13 protein-coding genes are annotated in these 16,298 nt (G+C 69.8%); 2 read left to right on the top strand and 11 right to left on the bottom strand.

Annotated features, from left to right (window positions below):
• The first annotated feature begins 100 nt into the window (after positions 1-100).
• Positions 101-2,674 carry a DNA mismatch repair protein MutS gene (gene mutS, locus ACJMK0_RS07315; RefSeq protein WP_405236930.1) on the top strand — a complete coding sequence of 858 codons (2,574 nt, stop codon included), beginning with the start codon at positions 101-103 and terminating at the stop codon, positions 2,672-2,674.
• Positions 2,675-3,118: 444 nt separating this feature from the next.
• Here mutS and ACJMK0_RS07310 read toward each other — a convergent pair whose 3' ends face one another.
• The 8 genes from ACJMK0_RS07310 to rluD form a co-directional block, all read right to left on the bottom strand.
• Positions 3,119-3,769, bottom strand: a complete 651-nt coding sequence (locus tag ACJMK0_RS07310; protein WP_405236928.1) for an esterase/lipase family protein — start codon at positions 3,767-3,769, stop codon at positions 3,119-3,121.
• The gene (gene nudB / locus ACJMK0_RS07305; protein WP_405236926.1) at positions 3,766-4,224 is read right to left on the bottom strand and encodes a dihydroneopterin triphosphate diphosphatase; all 459 of its coding nucleotides are present in this window, start codon (positions 4,222-4,224) and stop codon (positions 3,766-3,768) included. Before nudB ends, ACJMK0_RS07310 begins: the two co-directional genes overlap by 4 nt.
• 11 nt (positions 4,225-4,235) lie before the next feature.
• Entirely contained in the window at positions 4,236-6,017 is a 1,782-nt protein-coding gene (gene aspS, locus ACJMK0_RS07300) for an aspartate--tRNA ligase (RefSeq protein WP_405236924.1), read from the bottom strand.
• 54 nt (positions 6,018-6,071) lie between these two features.
• On the bottom strand, positions 6,072-6,731 hold the full coding sequence (locus tag ACJMK0_RS07295) for a DUF502 domain-containing protein (RefSeq protein WP_405236922.1): 660 nt from the start codon (positions 6,729-6,731) through the stop codon (positions 6,072-6,074).
• Between the two features lie 29 nt (positions 6,732-6,760).
• Positions 6,761-7,102 (bottom strand): FmdB family zinc ribbon protein, encoded by a 342-nt coding sequence (locus ACJMK0_RS07290; protein ID WP_405236920.1) that lies wholly within the window; start codon positions 7,100-7,102, stop codon positions 6,761-6,763.
• A 105-nt stretch (positions 7,103-7,207) separates the two neighbouring features.
• The gene (gene clpB / locus ACJMK0_RS07285; protein ID WP_405236919.1) at positions 7,208-9,811 is read right to left on the bottom strand and encodes an ATP-dependent chaperone ClpB; all 2,604 of its coding nucleotides are present in this window, start codon (positions 9,809-9,811) and stop codon (positions 7,208-7,210) included.
• Between the two features lie 115 nt (positions 9,812-9,926).
• The gene (gene pgeF / locus ACJMK0_RS07280; protein ID WP_405236917.1) at positions 9,927-10,655 is read right to left on the bottom strand and encodes a peptidoglycan editing factor PgeF; all 729 of its coding nucleotides are present in this window, start codon (positions 10,653-10,655) and stop codon (positions 9,927-9,929) included.
• Positions 10,655-11,623 (bottom strand): 23S rRNA pseudouridine(1911/1915/1917) synthase RluD, encoded by a 969-nt coding sequence (gene rluD / locus ACJMK0_RS07275; RefSeq protein ID WP_405236915.1) that lies wholly within the window; start codon positions 11,621-11,623, stop codon positions 10,655-10,657. Before rluD ends, pgeF begins: the two co-directional genes overlap by 1 nt.
• Before the next feature lie 61 nt (positions 11,624-11,684).
• Between rluD and ACJMK0_RS07270 the strand changes: the two genes are divergently transcribed.
• Positions 11,685-12,497 carry an outer membrane protein assembly factor BamD gene (locus ACJMK0_RS07270; protein ID WP_405236913.1) on the top strand — a complete coding sequence of 271 codons (813 nt, stop codon included), beginning with the start codon at positions 11,685-11,687 and terminating at the stop codon, positions 12,495-12,497.
• A gap of 24 nt (positions 12,498-12,521) precedes the next feature.
• On the opposite strand, the gene ACJMK0_RS07265 is transcribed toward ACJMK0_RS07270, so the two are convergent.
• From ACJMK0_RS07265 to sucC, 3 genes are read right to left on the bottom strand one after another with little or no spacing between them, the layout of a single operon-like run.
• Entirely contained in the window at positions 12,522-14,153 is a 1,632-nt protein-coding gene (locus ACJMK0_RS07265) for an NAD+ synthase (protein WP_405236911.1), read from the bottom strand.
• A gap of 49 nt (positions 14,154-14,202) precedes the next feature.
• Positions 14,203-15,075 (bottom strand): succinate--CoA ligase subunit alpha, encoded by an 873-nt coding sequence (gene sucD, locus ACJMK0_RS07260; RefSeq protein WP_405236909.1) that lies wholly within the window; start codon positions 15,073-15,075, stop codon positions 14,203-14,205.
• Between the two features lie 11 nt (positions 15,076-15,086).
• Positions 15,087-16,247: an ADP-forming succinate--CoA ligase subunit beta gene (sucC, locus tag ACJMK0_RS07255; RefSeq protein WP_405236907.1), complete on the bottom strand. Its 1,161-nt coding sequence runs from the start codon at positions 16,245-16,247 to the stop codon at positions 15,087-15,089.
• Between the last annotated feature and the right edge of the window lie 51 nt (positions 16,248-16,298).

Genomic DNA, 16,298 nt, shown 5'->3' with positions numbered 1-16,298 from the left:
CCTGGCCACCGCCCGGCCGCCGCCTCCGGCGGCCCATCGACTTGCCGCCCGCGACGGGCTAGCCTATCCGGCCCGCCCCCACACCGGAAAACAGCGAAGAATGAGCGCGTCCGCCCGTGCAGAACACACGCCGATGATGCAGCAGTATCTCGGCCTGAAAGCCGAGCATCCCGACACGTTGCTGTTCTATCGAATGGGCGACTTCTACGAGCTCTTCTACGACGACGCCCGCCGCGCCGCCGAGCTCATCGACATCACGCTCACCACCCGCGGCAAGTCCGCCGGCGAGCCCATCCCCATGGCGGGCGTGCCTTACCACGCCGTGGACAGCTACCTCGCCAAACTGGTGAAGCTCGGCGAGTCGGTGGCCATCTGCGAGCAGATCGGCGACCCGGCCGCGAGCAAGGGGCCGGTGGAGCGCAAGGTGGTGCGCATCGTCACGCCGGGCACGCTCACCGAGGCCAGCCTGCTGCCCGAGCGGCGCGACAACGCCGTGGCGGCCGTGGTGCTCGCCCGCCGCGAGATCGGCATCGCCTGGCTGGACCTCTCCGCCGGGCGCTTCCTGGTGAGCCAGGTGCCGGACGAGGCCGCGCTGGCGGCCGAGATCGAGCGGCTGCAGCCGGCCGAGATCCTCTACGACGAAGAGGGCGGCGTGCCGGGCTGGCTGAGGGAACGCGCCGGGGCCCGCGGCCGACCGCCCTGGCACTTCGACGGCGAGACGGCCACGAGACTCCTGTGCGAGCAGTTCGGCACCCGGGACCTGAGCGGCTTCGGCCTGGACGGTCTCGACATCGCCATCCGCGCTGCGGGCGGACTGCTCGAATACGTCCGCGACACCCAGCGCGGAGCCCTGCCCCACATCGACGGCATGGCCGCGGAGCAGCCGGACGACGCCATCCTCATGGACGCAGCGACGCGGCGTAACCTGGAGCTCGACCGCAGCCTCTCGGGCCAGGACCAGCACACCCTCGCCGGCGTCATGGACACCTGCCGCACGGCCATGGGCAGCCGGCTGCTGCGGCGCTGGATCAACCGGCCCGTCCGCAGCCACGCGGTGATCGGCGCCCGCTACGACGCCGTGGCCACGCTGCTGGAGCGCGGCCCCGAGGAACTGCGCGATCTGCTCGCCGACGTCGGCGACCTGGAGCGCATCCTCTCCCGCGTGGCGCTGCGATCGGCCCGTCCGCGGGACCTGCGCCAGCTCGGCGACAGCCTGGGACGGCTGCCGGAGCTCGCCCGGCTGCTCGCCGGCCTCGACGCGCCACGCCTCGCCAAACTGGCGGCCGATGCAGCCGAGCACCCGGACACCCACCGCCTGCTGGATGCCGCGCTGGTGGAGAACCCGCCCATGCTGATCCGCGACGGCGGCGTCATCGCGCCCGGCTACGACGCGGAACTCGACGAACTCCGCGACATCAGCGCCAACGCCGACCAGTATCTGGTGGATCTCGAGCAGCGCGAGCGCGAGCGCACCGGCCTGCCCACGCTGAAGGTGGGCTACAACCGGGTGCACGGCTACTACATCGAGATCAGCAAGGCCCAAGCGCAGAACGCCCCGGAGGAATACACCCGACGGCAGACGCTGAAGGCGGCCGAACGATTCATCACGCCGGAGCTCAAGCGCTTCGAGGACCAGGTGCTGAGCGCCCGGGAGCGCGCGCTGGCGCGGGAGAAGGCGCTGTACGAGGGCCTGATCGACGCGCTGCACGAGGTCCTGGGCCCGCTGCGCCGCACGGCAGCCGCGCTGGCCGAACTCGACGTCCTCGCCTGCTTCGCCGAGCGGGCCGCGCGCCTCGGCCTGTCCCGGCCGACCCTCGCCGACGAGCCGCGCATCGCCATCCGCGCCGGCCGCCACCCGGTGGTGGAGCGGGTGCTCGAGACGCCTTTCGTGCCGAACGATCTGGAACTCGACGACGAGCGGCGGCTGCTGATCATCACCGGCCCGAACATGGGCGGCAAATCCACCTACATGCGCCAGGCGGCGCTCATCGTCATCCTCGCGCACATCGGCAGCTTCGTGCCGGCGGACGCGCTGGAGATCGGTCCGGTGGACCGGATCTTCACCCGCATCGGCGCTTCGGACGACCTGGCGGGCGGACGTTCCACGTTCATGGTGGAGATGACCGAGACCGCCAACATCCTGCACAACGCCACGCCCGCAAGCCTGGTGCTGATGGACGAGATCGGCCGCGGCACCAGCACCTTCGACGGCCTGTCGCTGGCCTGGGCGGCGGCCCATCACATCGCCACCCGACTGCGCGCCTTCACACTGTTCGCCACCCACTACTTCGAACTCACGGCGCTGCCCGACGAGCTGCCCCACGCCGCCAACGTGCACCTGGACGCCACCTCCCACGGCGACCGGCTCATCTTCCTGCACGCGGTGAAGCCGGGGCCGGCCAACCAGAGCTACGGCCTGGAGGTGGCCGCGCTGGCCGGCGTGCCGAAGTCCGTGATCCGCCGCGCCCGCCGCCACCTGGAGCACCTGGAGTCTGCCCAGCACCACCGCGACCACGGCCCCCAGCAGGAACTGGCCCTGGCGCCGCGCACGCAGGACGACCCGCCGGAGGACGCCCTGCGCGAAGCGCTGGAGGACCTGGACCCGGACTCGCTCTCGCCTCGCCAGGCGCTGGACCTGATCTACAAGCTCAAGGACCTGGCCGACGACTCGTAGGAGGGCCTTCAGGCCCGACTTCTTCCTACCGGGCCCCCTTCTATTGTGGCCGCCCTGCGGGGGTATCCATCTTGCTCCCGACAAAAGGTCGCGGCGATGGATACCCCCGCAGGGCGGCCGTGCTCGCGGTGGCGTGAAGGGAGCACCAGTCAGCAGCGCTTACTGACTGGTGCCAATCCTCTCGGCCGCGGGCCCGCCCGATGGCGGGCCAACGCCAAAAGAGAGCGGGATCGGGCCTGAAGGCCCTCCTACGCGAATTTTCCGCGGCGGAGGAAGGTCTCCGCGGCGGCGGCGGCGGNCCCCCGCTGGGCGGCCGTGCTCGCGGTGGCGTGAAGGGAGCACCAGTCAGCAGCGCTTACTGACTGGTGCCAATCCTCTCGGCCGCGGGCCCGCCCGATGGCGGGCCAACGCCAAAAGAGAGCGGGATCGGGCCTGAAGGCCCTCCTACGCGAATTTTCCGCGGCGGAGGAAGGTCTCCGCGGCGGCGGCGGCGGCGCGGGAGAACAGGAGACCCGTGTGGGTCACATTGAGGACCAGGTGATCGGCGATGCCGGGCAGCTGCGTCTCCGCCACCCGCACCGTGCCGTCGTGGGGCGGCTCCAGGCGGCCGAGCAGGCGGCCGGCGCCCATGCCCCGGCTGCCAGCGATTACGCCGGTGCGCGCGGCGAGTTCCGGCGGACACCACTCGGCCGCGCTCGACTCGAGCACGCCGCTGGCGATGCTGCGGCCGGTGAGGCGCCTGCCGAGGCCGAATGAGGACAACCGCTCCGCGGAGCGGCTGCCGGCGAGCGGCGAGCCCAGGCAGACGACGCGGCCCGGCGGCGCTTCGTCCCAGCCCGCCAGCGTGCGCAATATCAGGACGCCGCCGAGGCTGTGGCCTACCCAGTCGATGCGCGCCGGCTCGAGATGAGCGGCAAAGGCCCGGAGATTCTGGGCATTGGCGTCGAGGCCGTGGCTGATGGTGGGCCAGGAAAATATATGGACGTCGCCGCGGCCTGCCTCGCGCAGGCGCCGTTCGAGACGCTTGAGCGCCCAGCCCCCCAGCCAGAGACCGTGCACCAGGACCAGCGCGCTGCGCTCGCCCTCGCGGCTCACCCCAGTTCCCTGGCCAGGTCTTCGAGCGCCTCCCGGTTGGTCCAGGACCAGACCCGTTCGATGGCCTCCTCGAGGGGCACCCAGGTGAACGCGGAGTGTTCGCTCGGGCTGAGCACCACGTCGCGGGGCTCGTCGAGCCGGAAGCGCCACTCGTATTCGACGTTCTCGAAGATGCCGGGCGGATAGCGGTCCCGCCAGCGCGGGTCGATGACGAAGACCCGGCTGACGCCGGTGTAGGCGAGCGTGCCGTTGTCCTCGAAGCCGGTCTCCTCGGCGAGTTCCCGGGCGGCCGCGCTGTCGTGGGTCTCTTCGGGCAGCAGGCTGCCGGTGATGGACTGCCAGAACTCGAACGGCCGCTGGCGATGCAGCAGCAGGACCTCGCCGCTGGCCGCGTAGACGACCACCAGCACCGACTCGGGACGCCGGTGGGGCCTGGCGGGAGTCGGTGCGGTCACGGCGCCGGCGCTCAGCTCTCGGTGTCGCCCCGCGGCTTGCGGAGCCGGATGCCCACCTCGCGCAGCTGCTGGGCGGAGACGTCGCCCGGCGCGTCCGTGAGCGGACAGGCCGCCGTCTGGGTCTTCGGGAAGGCGATGACGTCGCGGATGCTGTCGGCGCCGGCCATCAGCATCACCAGGCGGTCGAGGCCAAACGCAATACCGCCGTGGGGCGGGCAGCCGAATTCCAGGGCGCGCAGCAGGAAGCCGAACTTCTGCTCCGCCTCCTCGGGGCCGATCTGCAGCAGGTCGAATACCGCCGACTGCACCTCCTGGTCGTGGATACGGATGGAACCGCCGCCGATCTCCGAGCCGTTCAGCACCATGTCGTAGGCGCGGGAGAGCGCGTGGTCCGGGTCCTTGCGCAGAGCGTCCGCGTCGCTGATGGAGGGCGCCGTGAACGGATGGTGCAGCGGGTCCAGGCGCCCGCTGGCGGGATCGCGCTCGAACATCGGGAACTCCACCACCCACAGCGGCCGCCAGCCGGCTTCCACCAGGCCCCGGTCCTCGCCGAGTTTCACGCGCAGGGCGCCGAGGGCGTCGTTCACCACGTGTGCCTTGTCCGCGCCGAAGAACACGAGGTCGCCGTCCGCGGCGCCGGTGCGCTCCATGACGCCGGCAATGGCCTCGTCCGGCAGGAACTTCAGGATGGGCGACTGCAGGCCCTCGCGGCCGGCGGCGGCGTCGTTCACCTTGATGTAGGCGAGACCCCTGGCGCCGTAGCGGCCCACGTAGGCGGTGTAGTCGTCGATCTCCTTGCGGGTGAGCTCGCCGCCCTTCGGCAGGAGCAGCGCGGCCACCCGGCCCTTCGGGTCCGAAGCGGGACCGGCGAACACCTTGAATTCGACCCCTTCGAGGAGGTCGGAGACTTCCACCAGCTCCAGCGGGATGCGCAGGTCCGGCTTGTCGGAGCCGAAGCGCTGCATCGCCTCCGCCCAGGCCATGCGCGGGAACGGTGCAGGCAGATCGACGCCGAGCACGTCGGCGAACAGGGCGCGGATCAGCCGCTCCATGGTGCCCATCACCGTCTGCTCGTTGACGAAGCTCATCTCGATGTCGAGCTGGGTGAACTCAGGCTGGCGGTCGGCGCGCAGGTCCTCGTCGCGGAAGCAGCGCACGATCTGGTAGTAGCGGTCGATGCCCGACATCATCAGCAGCTGCTTGAAGATCTGCGGCGACTGGGGCAGCGCGAAGAACTTGCCCGGGTGGGTGCGACTCGGGACGATGTAGTCCCGCGCGCCCTCCGGCGTGGTCTTGGTCAGCATCGGCGTCTCGACGTCGATGAAGCCCTCGTCGTCCAGGAAGCGGCGCAGCGAGCGGGTGGCCGCGTGACGCAGGCGCAGGTTCGCCAGCATGTCCTCGCGGCGCAGGTCCAGGTAGCGGTAGCGGAGCCTGAGCTCCTCGTTGGCGGTCTCGTCGTGATGGAACGGCGGCGTCTTCGCGCCGTTCAGCACCGTCAGCTCCTCGGCCAGCACCTCGATCTGCCCGGTCCGCATGTTCGGGTTGACCGTGCCCTCGGGCCGCGGCCGTACCTTGCCGCGCACCGCCAGCACGTATTCGCTGCGCACCCGCTCCGCATCGGCGAAGATCTCCGGGCGGTCCGGGTCGAACACCACCTGCAGCAGTCCCTCGCGGTCGCGCAGGTCGATGAAAATCACGCCGCCGTGGTCACGCCGGCGGTGCACCCAGCCGGTGACTTCCACGACTTCGCCGGTCAGTGTCTCGTCGACCTGTCCACAGTAATGAGTGCGCATAGCGTTATCGATGATGAGTGAGGGGCCGGCGACGCCGGCAAAAGAGGCGAAATGTTACGGCCTGGCCTCGGGCGCTGCAAGCGGAAGCTCCTGTTCGCCCGGGCGCCAGCCCGGCACGACGACGCCCAGCGAGATGATCATCTTCAGCGCCTCGTCCACCTCCATCTCCAGTTCGATGATGTCCTTGCGGGGCACCATGATGATGAAGCCGGAGGTGGGGTTGGGCGTGGTCGGCACGAAGGTGCAGACCACGTCCTCGCCGGTCTTCGCCTGCACCTCGCCCAGCGCACTGGAGGTCTGGAACGCCAGACTGTAGACGCCCTTGCGCGGGTACTCGATCAGCAGCACCTTCTTGAAGGAGTCGCCGGAGTCGCCGAGCACCACTTCGGCGAAGTTCTTGGAGGCGCCGTAGACGGAGCGCACCACCGGGATGCGATGGACTATGGCCTCGCCGAGCGCGAGCAGCCGCCGACCCGCGAAGTTCGCGACCAGCATGCCGGTCACGAGCAGGATGATGATGGTGAGCAGGATGCCGAGGCCCGGGATCGTGAACGTGATCCCGAAGACCTCGTAGGGCGGGCGCACGCTCGGCGGCAACAGGTCGAGGGTCTTGTCGAGCTGGCGGACCAGCAGGTTGAGGATGAACAGGGTGAGGCCGAGCGGCACCCAGACGAGCAGCCCCGCCACCAGCCAGCCTCGCAGCCGCTTCATCACCGCTCCGGCTCCACCGGTCCCGCCCCGGCTCAGGCCGCCGCGCCGCCGCTCGAACCGGCCGCCTTGCCGTCGCCCGCCTTCTTGTCGGGTTTGCTTTCCGGCTTGCTCTCCGGCTTGCTCTCCGACTTCTTGTCGCCGTCGCCGGACTTCTTCTCACCACCGTCGGCCAGGTTGCGCTTCTTGTCCTTGTCGGTCTTGAAGTCGGTCTCGTACCAGCCGCTGCCCTTGAGGCGGAAACGGGGTGCCGAGATCTTGCGCTTCAGCGCCGCCTCGCCGCAGTCCGGGCACTCGGTGAGCGGATCGTCACTCATCTTCTGCAGGGCGTCGAGTTCGTGCCCGCAGCTCTTGCACACATACTCATAGATAGGCATGTCGTCTCTCTCCACGAAGAACGCCCCCGGGGAATCACCCGGGGGCGCTGATTATACGGGCTGCAACAGCCCCTGTTCGCACTGAAACCCGCGTGGTGCCCGCACTCAGCCGGCCATGGCCTCGGCGGCCTCCGAGCTACGGAACACGATCTCGTCCCCCGAGACGTCCGCCAGGATGGTGTCGCCCGGCGCGAACTCGCCGGCCAGGATGCGCTGGGCCAGCGGATTCTCGATGCGCTGCTGGATGGCGCGCTTCAACGGCCGCGCGCCGTACACCGGGTCGAAGCCGGCCTCGGCGAGCTGGTCCCGCGCGGCGTCGGTGAGTTCCAGCTCCATGTCGCGGTCGGCGAGACGCGCGTGCAGGTAGCCGAGCTGGATGTCGACGATGCGCCGGATGTGCTCGCGGCCGAGCGGATGGAACACCACCACGTCGTCCACCCGGTTGATGAACTCGGGCCGGAAGTGCTGGGAGACCACCTCCATGACCTCGCCCTTCATCTTCGCGTAGTTCTCCTCGCCGGCGAGCTCCTGGATGCGCTGAGAGCCCAGGTTCGAGGTCATGACGATGACGGTGTTGCGGAAGTCCACCGTGCGGCCGTGGCCGTCGGTGAGCCGCCCGTCGTCCAGCACCTGCAGCAGGATGTTGAAGACGTCCGGGTGGGCTTTCTCGACCTCGTCGAGCAGGATCACCGAATAGGGCCGGCGCCGCACGGCCTCGGTGAGGTAGCCGCCCTCTTCGTAGCCCACGTAGCCCGGCGGCGCGCCGATCATGCGCGCGACCGAATGCTTCTCCATGAACTCGGACATGTCGAGGCGCACCATAGCCTCGTCCGTGTCGAACAGGAACTCCGCCAGGGCCTTGGTGAGCTCGGTCTTGCCGACACCGGTCGGGCCCAGGAACAGGAACGAGCCGATGGGCCGGCGCGGGTCGGAGAGCCCGGCGCGGGAGCGGCGGATGGCGTTCGACACGCTTACCACGGCCTCGTCCTGGCCGACGACGCGGGTCCTGAGCGCCTCCTCCATCTGCAGCAGCTTCTCCTTCTCGCCCTCCAGCATCTTCGAGACCGGGATGCCGGTCCACTTGGACACGACCTCGGCCACCTCTTCCTCGGTGACCTTGTTGCGGACCAGCGTGGGCTTGGCCGTCTGCTCGGAATCGGCGGCACTCTCCAGCTGGCGCTCGAGTTCCGGGATCCTGCCGTACTGCAGCTCCGACATGCGGGTGAGATCGCCGGCTCGGCGCGCCGTCTCCAGCTCCAGGCGTGCCCGCTCCAGCTCCTCCTTGAGGTGGGTGGTGCCCTGCATGGCCGCCTTTTCGGACTTCCAGACCTCTTCCAGATCGGAATACTGCTTCTCGAGGTCGCCCAGCTGCTCCTCCAGGTCGTCCAGCCGGCGGCGCGAGGCCTCGTCGGATTCCTTCTTCAGCGCCTCGCGCTCGATCTTCAGCTGGATGATGCGGCGCTCGAGACGGTCCATCGCCTCCGGCTTGGAGTCGATCTCGATGCGGATGCGCGAGGCCGCCTCGTCCACCAGGTCGATGGCCTTGTCCGGCAGCTTGCGATCCGTGATGTAGCGGTGCGAGAGCGTCGCCGCGGCGACGATCGCAGGGTCGGTGATCTCGACGCCGTGGTGCACCTCGTAGCGCTCCTTCAGGCCGCGCAGGATGGCGATGGTGTCCTCCACCGTCGGCTCGGAGATCAGCACCTTCTGGAAGCGGCGCTCCAGCGCTGCATCCTTCTCCACGTACTGGCGGTACTCGTCCAGCGTGGTTGCGCCCACGCAGTGTAGCTCGCCGCGAGCGAGCGCGGGCTTCAGCATGTTGCCCGCGTCCATGGAGCCCTCGGCCTTGCCGGCGCCCACCATGGTGTGCAGCTCGTCGATGAACAGGATGATCTGCCCCTCCTGCTTGGAGAGGTCGTTCAGCACGGCCTTCAGGCGTTCCTCGAACTCGCCGCGGAACTTCGCGCCGGCGATCAGTGCGCCCATGTCCAGCGAAAGGATGCGCTTGCCCTTCAGGCCCTCCGGCACCTCGCCGTCGACGATGCGCTGGGCGAGGCCTTCCACAATGGCGGTCTTGCCGACGCCGGGCTCGCCGATCAGCACCGGATTGTTCTTGGTGCGGCGCTGCAGGATCTGGATGGTGCGGCGGATCTCGTCGTCGCGGCCGATAATCGGGTCGATCTTGCCCTGCTCGGCCCGCTCGGTGAGGTCGATGGTGTATTTCTCCAGCGCCTGGCGCGTGTCCTCGGCGTTGGGGTCGTTCACCTGGGCGCCGCCGCGCATCTCCTCGATGGCTTTGGTCAGCGCGCCCTTCACGACACCGGCCTCGGCGAGGATCTTGCCCAGCGCGCCCTTGTCGTCGACGGCCGCCAGCACGAACAGCTCGCTGGAGATGTACTGGTCGTTGCGCTCCTGGGCCAGCTTGTCGGTGACGTTCAGCAGCTTGCCGAGGTCGTTGGAGAGGTGCACCTCGCCGGCGGTGCCCTCCACGCTCGGCAGCCGGTCGATGGCCTCGCCCAGCTGGGAGCGCAGCATGTTGACGTTGGCGCCGGCGCGGGTCAGCAGGCTGCGCACGGTGCTGCCCTGCTGGTCCAGCAGTGCGACCATCAGATGCACGGGCTCGATGAACTGGTGGTCCTGTCCGACCGCCAGCGACTGGGCATCGGCCAGCGCCATCTGGAATTTGCTCGTCAGTTTGTCCATTCGCATGGGCTAGTCCCCCGGATCGGGATGTTCTCGACTGCTTCGGAAATGGTGCCGGAAGCCGCGGTTTCAAGCACCGGCGCGGCCTCGCCAGCCTCCGATATGACCCGGCGCCGGGCCTTCAGCCCCGGATCCAGATCAGGCTGGCCTGCCGGCCGCAGTCGCCGTCCCGCCGGTAGGAGAAGAAGCGTTCGGACTCGTCGTGGGTGCAGAAGCCGCCGCCGCTGACCGTCACGCCGGCGGCCTCCAGCTCCCGCCGGGCCAGCCCCGCCAGGTCCGCCTGCCAGCGGCCCCGGTCGTTGGGCGCGAAGAAGGCGGCATTGACCACGTCCCTCTCCACGAAACGCTCGCGCACCTCGCCGCCCACCTCGAAGGCGGGCTGGGCGATGGCGGGGCCGAGCCAGGCGAGGAGCTCGGCGGGCGGTGTCGTCACCGCGGCCAGTGCCGCCTCGACGACGCCGTCCGCGAGTCCGCGCCAGCCGGCATGCACGGCCGCCACCTCGTCGCCGCGTCGGCTGGCGAGCAGCACCGGCAGGCAGTCGGCCGTGAGCACGGCGCAGACCACGCCGGGTTCCCGGGTCACGGCGGCGTCCGCCTCCGCCGGCGTACCGCCGGGCCGTGCCGCCACCACCCGCGTGCCATGCACCTGGGCGAGCCAGGCCGGCTCATCGGGCAGATCCAGCGCCTCGGCCAGGCGGCGCCGGTTCTCCGTCACCGCCGCCGGGTCGTCGCCGACGTGGGCGCCGAGGTTGAGGGCGGCGTAGGCGCCCGTGCTCACGCCGCCGGCACGAGTGGTAGCCGCCGCGGCGACGGCCGCGGGCGCCTCCCATTCGGGTCGCAGGATATCCATCAGCCGGCCTCCACCCGCTCGCGGTGGGCCCGCAACGCGGCGATCAGCGCGGCGTGATCGTCGGGCAGCGGCGAGGAGAACGCCAGCTCCTCGCCGGTCAGCGGATGTTCGAGGGCCAGCGACTCGGCGTGCAGCGCCTGGCGGCGGAAGTTCCGGAGCGTGGCCGTGAGCGCCTCGTCGGCCCCCGGCGGCAGCTGCAGGCGCCCGCCGTAGACCGGGTCGCCGAGCAGCGGATGACGGATGTGGGCGAAGTGTACGCGGATCTGGTGGGTGCGGCCGGTCTCGAGCCGCACGCGGACGTCGGTGTGCGCCACGAAGCGCTCCACCACCCGGTAGTGGCTCACCGCCGGGCGGCCGCCCTCGCGCACGGCCATGCGGGTGCGCTGCACCGGATGGCGGTCGATGGGCGCGTCGATCGTGCCGCCCGCCGTCAGCACGCCCCGGCACACCGCCCGGTATTCGCGGCGGATGTTCCGCCGCCCCAGGGCACGGACCAGCGCGGTGTGGGACTCCACCGTGCGCGCCACCAGCATCAGCCCGCTGGTGTCCTTGTCCAGCCGGTGCACGATGCCGGCCCGGGGCACCGAGGCCAGCTCCGGATAGCGGTGCAAAAGGCCGTTCTGCAGGGTGCCTTCCCGGTTGCCGGCGCCCGGATGCACGACGAGACCCGCGGGCTTTTCCACCACGATCAGGCCCGCGTCCTCGTGCACCACCCGGAACACGACCGGCTCCGCCTCCACCCGGGTCTCCGGCTCGACCACGGCAGTCAACTCCACGGTCTCGCCGCCGGCCACCGCGTCGCGCGGGCGGCAGCCATGACCGTCCACGGTGATCAGGCCGGCCAGCAGCCACTCCTTCAGCCGGCTGCGGGAGTACTGGGGGAACATCTGCGCGAGCGCCTGGTCCATGCGCTTGCCGGCCAGCGACTCGGGGATCTGCTGCCTCTGTGTCTGTGCTGTCTCCGTCATCGGGGGGGCCTCGGGTAAGCCCGGCAGTTTACGTTATACTCCGCCGACTATGCCGAGCATTATGCGTCAAGCCATCCCGCCCGCTGTTTCCACCCCGGCCTCCGGCACGATTTCCGCGGCCGTCCCCGCACGCCCGGGCACCGTGACCCGGGTGCTGCTGGTCGCCTGCCTCGCCCTGGCGGCGGTCGCCTGCGGCACCGACGGGCGCGAGCGCCAGGAACAGGGGGCGGTGGAAGAAGTGTACGAGCGCGGCCAGCGCTCCATGGCGAACGGCAATTACCGCCAGGCCATCGCCATCTTCGAGCAGATCCAGGCCCGCTTCCCGTTCACCGAATTCGGCAAGCAGTCCCAGATCGACCTGATCTATGCCTATTACAAGAGCGGCCGTACCGAGCAGGCCATCGACGCCGCGGATCAGTTCATGCGCGAGAACCCCACCCACCCGCGGGTGGACTACGCGCTGTACCTGCAGGGGCTGACCTGGTTCGACGCCGAGCCCAGTCTCCTCGACAAGACTTTCGGCGTCGACCGCACGGACCGGCCGCCCACCGACACCCGCCGCTCCTTCGCGGCCTTCAAGCGGCTGGTGGAGCGCTATCCCACCAGCGATTACGCCGCGGATGCCACCCAGCGCATGATCTTCCTGAAGAACCGGCTGGCGGCCTACGAGAACCACGTCGCCGAGTACTATCTGCGCCGGGGCGCCTGGATCGCGGCGCTGAACCGGGCGAAGACGGCGCTGGAGGAATACAACGGCACGCCGGCGAACAAGAAGTCGCTGGAGATCATGGTGCGCGCCTACGAGAAGCTGGATCTGGACGAGCTGGCCGCGGACACCCGCCGGGTGCTCGCGGAGAACTTCCCGGACAGCTAATCGGTCCCCGGTGTCCGGAAGGGTCTAGCCGGGGAAGCGGTAGCCCGAGGTGATGGGGTAGCGCCAGTCGCGGCCGAACGCCCGGGTGGAGATGCGCACGCCCGGCGGCGCCTGGCGGCGCTTGTACTCGCTCCGCCGCACCATGTTCAGCACCCGCAGCACCGTCTCGCGCTCGTAGCCCCGCGCGGCGATCTCCTCCACCGACAGGTCCTCCTCGATGAACGCGGCCAGAATGGGGTCGAGTTCCTCGTAGGGCGGCAGCGAGTCGGTGTCCTGCTGGCCGGGCTTCAGCTCCGCCGACGGCGGGCGGGTGATCACCCGCTCGGGGATCACCGGAGAGCGGTCGTTACGGTAGCGCGCCAGCCGGTACACCAGCGTCTTGGCGCAGTCCTTCAGCGGCGCGAAGCCGCCTGCCATGTCGCCGTACAGGGTGGCATAGCCCACCGCCATCTCCGACTTGTTGCCGGTGGTGAGCACCATGCGGCCGGTCTTGTTCGAGATGGCCATCAGGAGGATGCCCCGGCAGCGGGACTGGATGTTCTCCTCCGTCGCGTCCTCCGCCAGCCCCTCGAACAGGGGCGCGAGCTGGGCGAGGGTGGCGTCCACCATCGGCTCGATGGAGATGACGTCGTAGCGCACCCCGAGAGCTTGCGCCTGGGCGGCGGCATCCGTGCGGCTGATGTCCGCCGTGTAGCGGTAGGGCATCATCACCGCCTGCACCCGCTCCGGACCCAGCGCATCCACCGCCACGGCCAGGGTCAGCGCGGAGTCGATGCCGCCCGAGAGTCCCAGCACCACGCCGGGGAAGCCGTGCTTGTCCACGTAGTCCCGGGTGCCGAGCACCAGCGCCGAATACACGCTCTCCTCCGCTCCGGGCGGCTCCGCGAGCGGCAGCGGCTCGGGCTCGATGGCACGGCGGCCGATGTGGAGCGCGAGCGGGAAGAGGCCCTCCTCGAACATCGGCGCCCGGAAGGTGAGATTGCCCTTGGCATCCGCCACGAAGGAGCCGCCGTCGAAGACCAGCTCGTCCTGGCCGCCCACCATGTTCAGATAGACCAGCGGCACGCCGTTCTCATCGGCGCGGGCGCAGCCCATGCGCTCGCGTTTCTCCTGGCTGCCGGTGTCGTAGGGCGAGCCGTTGATGGTCAGGATGACCTCGGCGCCGGCGCCCCGCGCGAGCCGCGCCGGGCCGGGCTGCCAGATGTCCTCGCAGATGGTGAGGCCCACCCGGGTGCCGCGGAAGCGAAACACGGCCGGCTTCTCGCCCGGCGTGAAATAGCGCTTCTCGTCGAACACCCGGTAGTTGGGCAGCAGATGCTTGCGGTAGCGGGCGAGTTCCCGGCCGTCCTCGATCACGATCGCTGCGTTGTACAGCCGCTCGCCGTCGTACTCCGGGAACCCCACCAGCACGGCGACGCCCTCGAGCTCGGTACGGATGCGCTCCAGCGCCGCGGCGATCTGGCGCCGCAGGCCGGAGTGGAACAGGAGATCCTCCGGCGGGTAGCCGCAGAGGAAGAGTTCCGGGAAGACCACCAGATCCGCGCCATGCTCGTCCCGGGCGCGGGCGGCGGTCGCGAGCAGCCGTTCCGTGTTGTCGGTGACGCCACCGACCACCGGATTGAGTTGTGCGAGGACGAGCTTCAGCGACTCGGGCATGTCGGCGGCGTGCCGGGCCTGTAAGCGCTATGCGGCAGCCCGACGGGGCTCAGCCGCCGAGCGCCGCGGCGATGGCGGAACCGAGATCCGCCGGCGAGCGCACGGTGGTGACGCCGGCCTGCTCCAGGGCCTCGAACTTGGCCTCCGCCGTGCCCTTGCCGCCCGCGACAATGGCGCCGGCGTGGCCCATGCGCTTGCCCGGCGGCGCCGTCACGCCGGCGATGTAGGCCACCACCGGCTTGGAGACGTGGTCCGCGATGTACGCCGCGGCGGCCTCCTCGTCGGTGCCGCCGATCTCGCCCACCATGATGATGCCGTCGGTCTCGGGGTCGGCCTCGAACAGCTTCAGGCAGTCGATGAAGTCCATGCCGCGCACCGGGTCGCCGCCGATGCCGATGCAGGTGGACTGGCCGAGCTCGGCCTGGGTGGTCTGATAGACCGCCTCGTAGGTCAGCGTGCCCGAGCGGGAGATGACGCCGATACGGCCGGCCTGATGAATCATGCCGGGCATGATGCCGATCTTCGCCTGCCCCGGCGTGATGATGCCCGGGCAGTTCGGCCCGATCAGCCGGCAGTCGTAGTCCGCCAGCGCGGCCCGCACCTTCACCATGTCCAGCACCGGGATGCCCTCGGTGATGCAGACCACCAGACCCACGCCGGAGTCCGCCGCCTCCAGGATGGCATCGGCCGCGAAGGGCGCCGGCACGTAGATCATGCTGACGTCGGCGCCGGTCTCGGCCACCGCCTCGTGCATGGTGTTGAACACGGGCACGCCGAGGTGCTCCTCGCCGCCGCGCCCCGGCGTGACGCCCGCCACCACGTTGGTGCCGTAGGCGATGCACTGCTCGGTGTGGAAGGAACCCTGGTTGCCGGTGATGCCCTGGCAGACGATGCGGGAATTCTTGTCGACTAGAACGCTCATGGATGCTCCTGTCAGCCGGCGGCCGCCACGGCCTTCTTGGCCGCGTCGGTGAGATCCGATGCCGCGATGATGTCCAGGCCGCTGCCGGCCAGCTTCTCGCGGCCCTGCTCGACGTTGGTGCCTTCCAGGCGCGCCACCACCGGCACCTCGACGCCCACCTCCTTCACCGCGGTAATGATGCCGTCGGCGATGAGGTCGCAGCGCACGATGCCGCCGAAGATGTTGACGAGTATCGCTTTCACGCTCTCGTTGGAGAGGATCAGCTTGAAGGCCTCGGCCACGCGCTCGGCGGTGGCGCCGCCACCCACGTCCAGGAAGTTGGCCGGCTCGCCGCCGTGCAGCTTGATGAGATCCATGGTGGCCATGGCGAGTCCCGCCCCGTTCACCATGCAGGCGATGTCGCCGCCGAGAGAGACGTAGTTGAGATCGTGCTCCCGGGCCTCGCGCTCGGTGTCGTCTTCCTGGGACGCGTCACGCATCTCCTCCAGCGAATGCTGGCGGTAGAGCGCGTTCTCCTCGATGTTGATCTTGGCGTCCAGCGCAACGATGTCGCCGTCGCCCGTGACGATCAGCGGGTTGATCTCGAGCAGGCTCGCGTCCTTGTCCTCGAACAGAGCGTAGAGCTTGTTCAGCAGACTGCCGAACTGCTTCAGCTGGCCCTTGTCGAGGCCGAGACCGAAACCGAGCCGGCGGATCTGGTAGGGCTGCAGGCCGGCGGCGGGCGAGACCGCGACCGAGAAGATCTGCTCCGGCGTCTTCTCCGCCACCTCCTCGATGTCCATGCCGCCGGCGGCGGAGGCGATAATGGCAACGCGCTTCGCCTCCCGGTCCACCAGCATGCTGAGGTAGAGCTCGCGCTCGATCGCCGAGCCGGACTCCACGTAGACCACGTTGACCGGCAGCCCCTCGGGGCCGGACTGGTGGGTGACCAGGCGGGTGCCGAGCATGCCCTCGGCGGCCTCGCGTACCTCGTCGGCGCTGCGGCAGAGCTTCACGCCCCCCGCCTTGCCGCGCCCGCCCGCATGGACCTGGGCCTTCACCACCCAGAGATCGCCACCGAGCTCCTCGGCGGCCGCCACGGCGGCGTCCGCCGTCTCCGCGGGCCGGCCCTCGGGCACGGGGATGCCGTAATCGGCGAACAGCCGTTTGGCCTGATATTCGTGCAGATTCATCGTTCGTCCGGACTGTCAGTTGGGAGACGCGGGCCGGTTTCTGCGTTCTGG

Origin of the sequence: Lentisalinibacter orientalis, from assembly GCF_040706535.1 — a bacterium.
In the GTDB taxonomy this organism is placed as follows: domain Bacteria; phylum Pseudomonadota; class Gammaproteobacteria; order Steroidobacterales; family Woeseiaceae; genus Lentisalinibacter; species Lentisalinibacter orientalis.
Note: the sequence above shows the minus strand (reverse complement) of the source record. Positions and strands in the feature narration are given on the sequence as shown.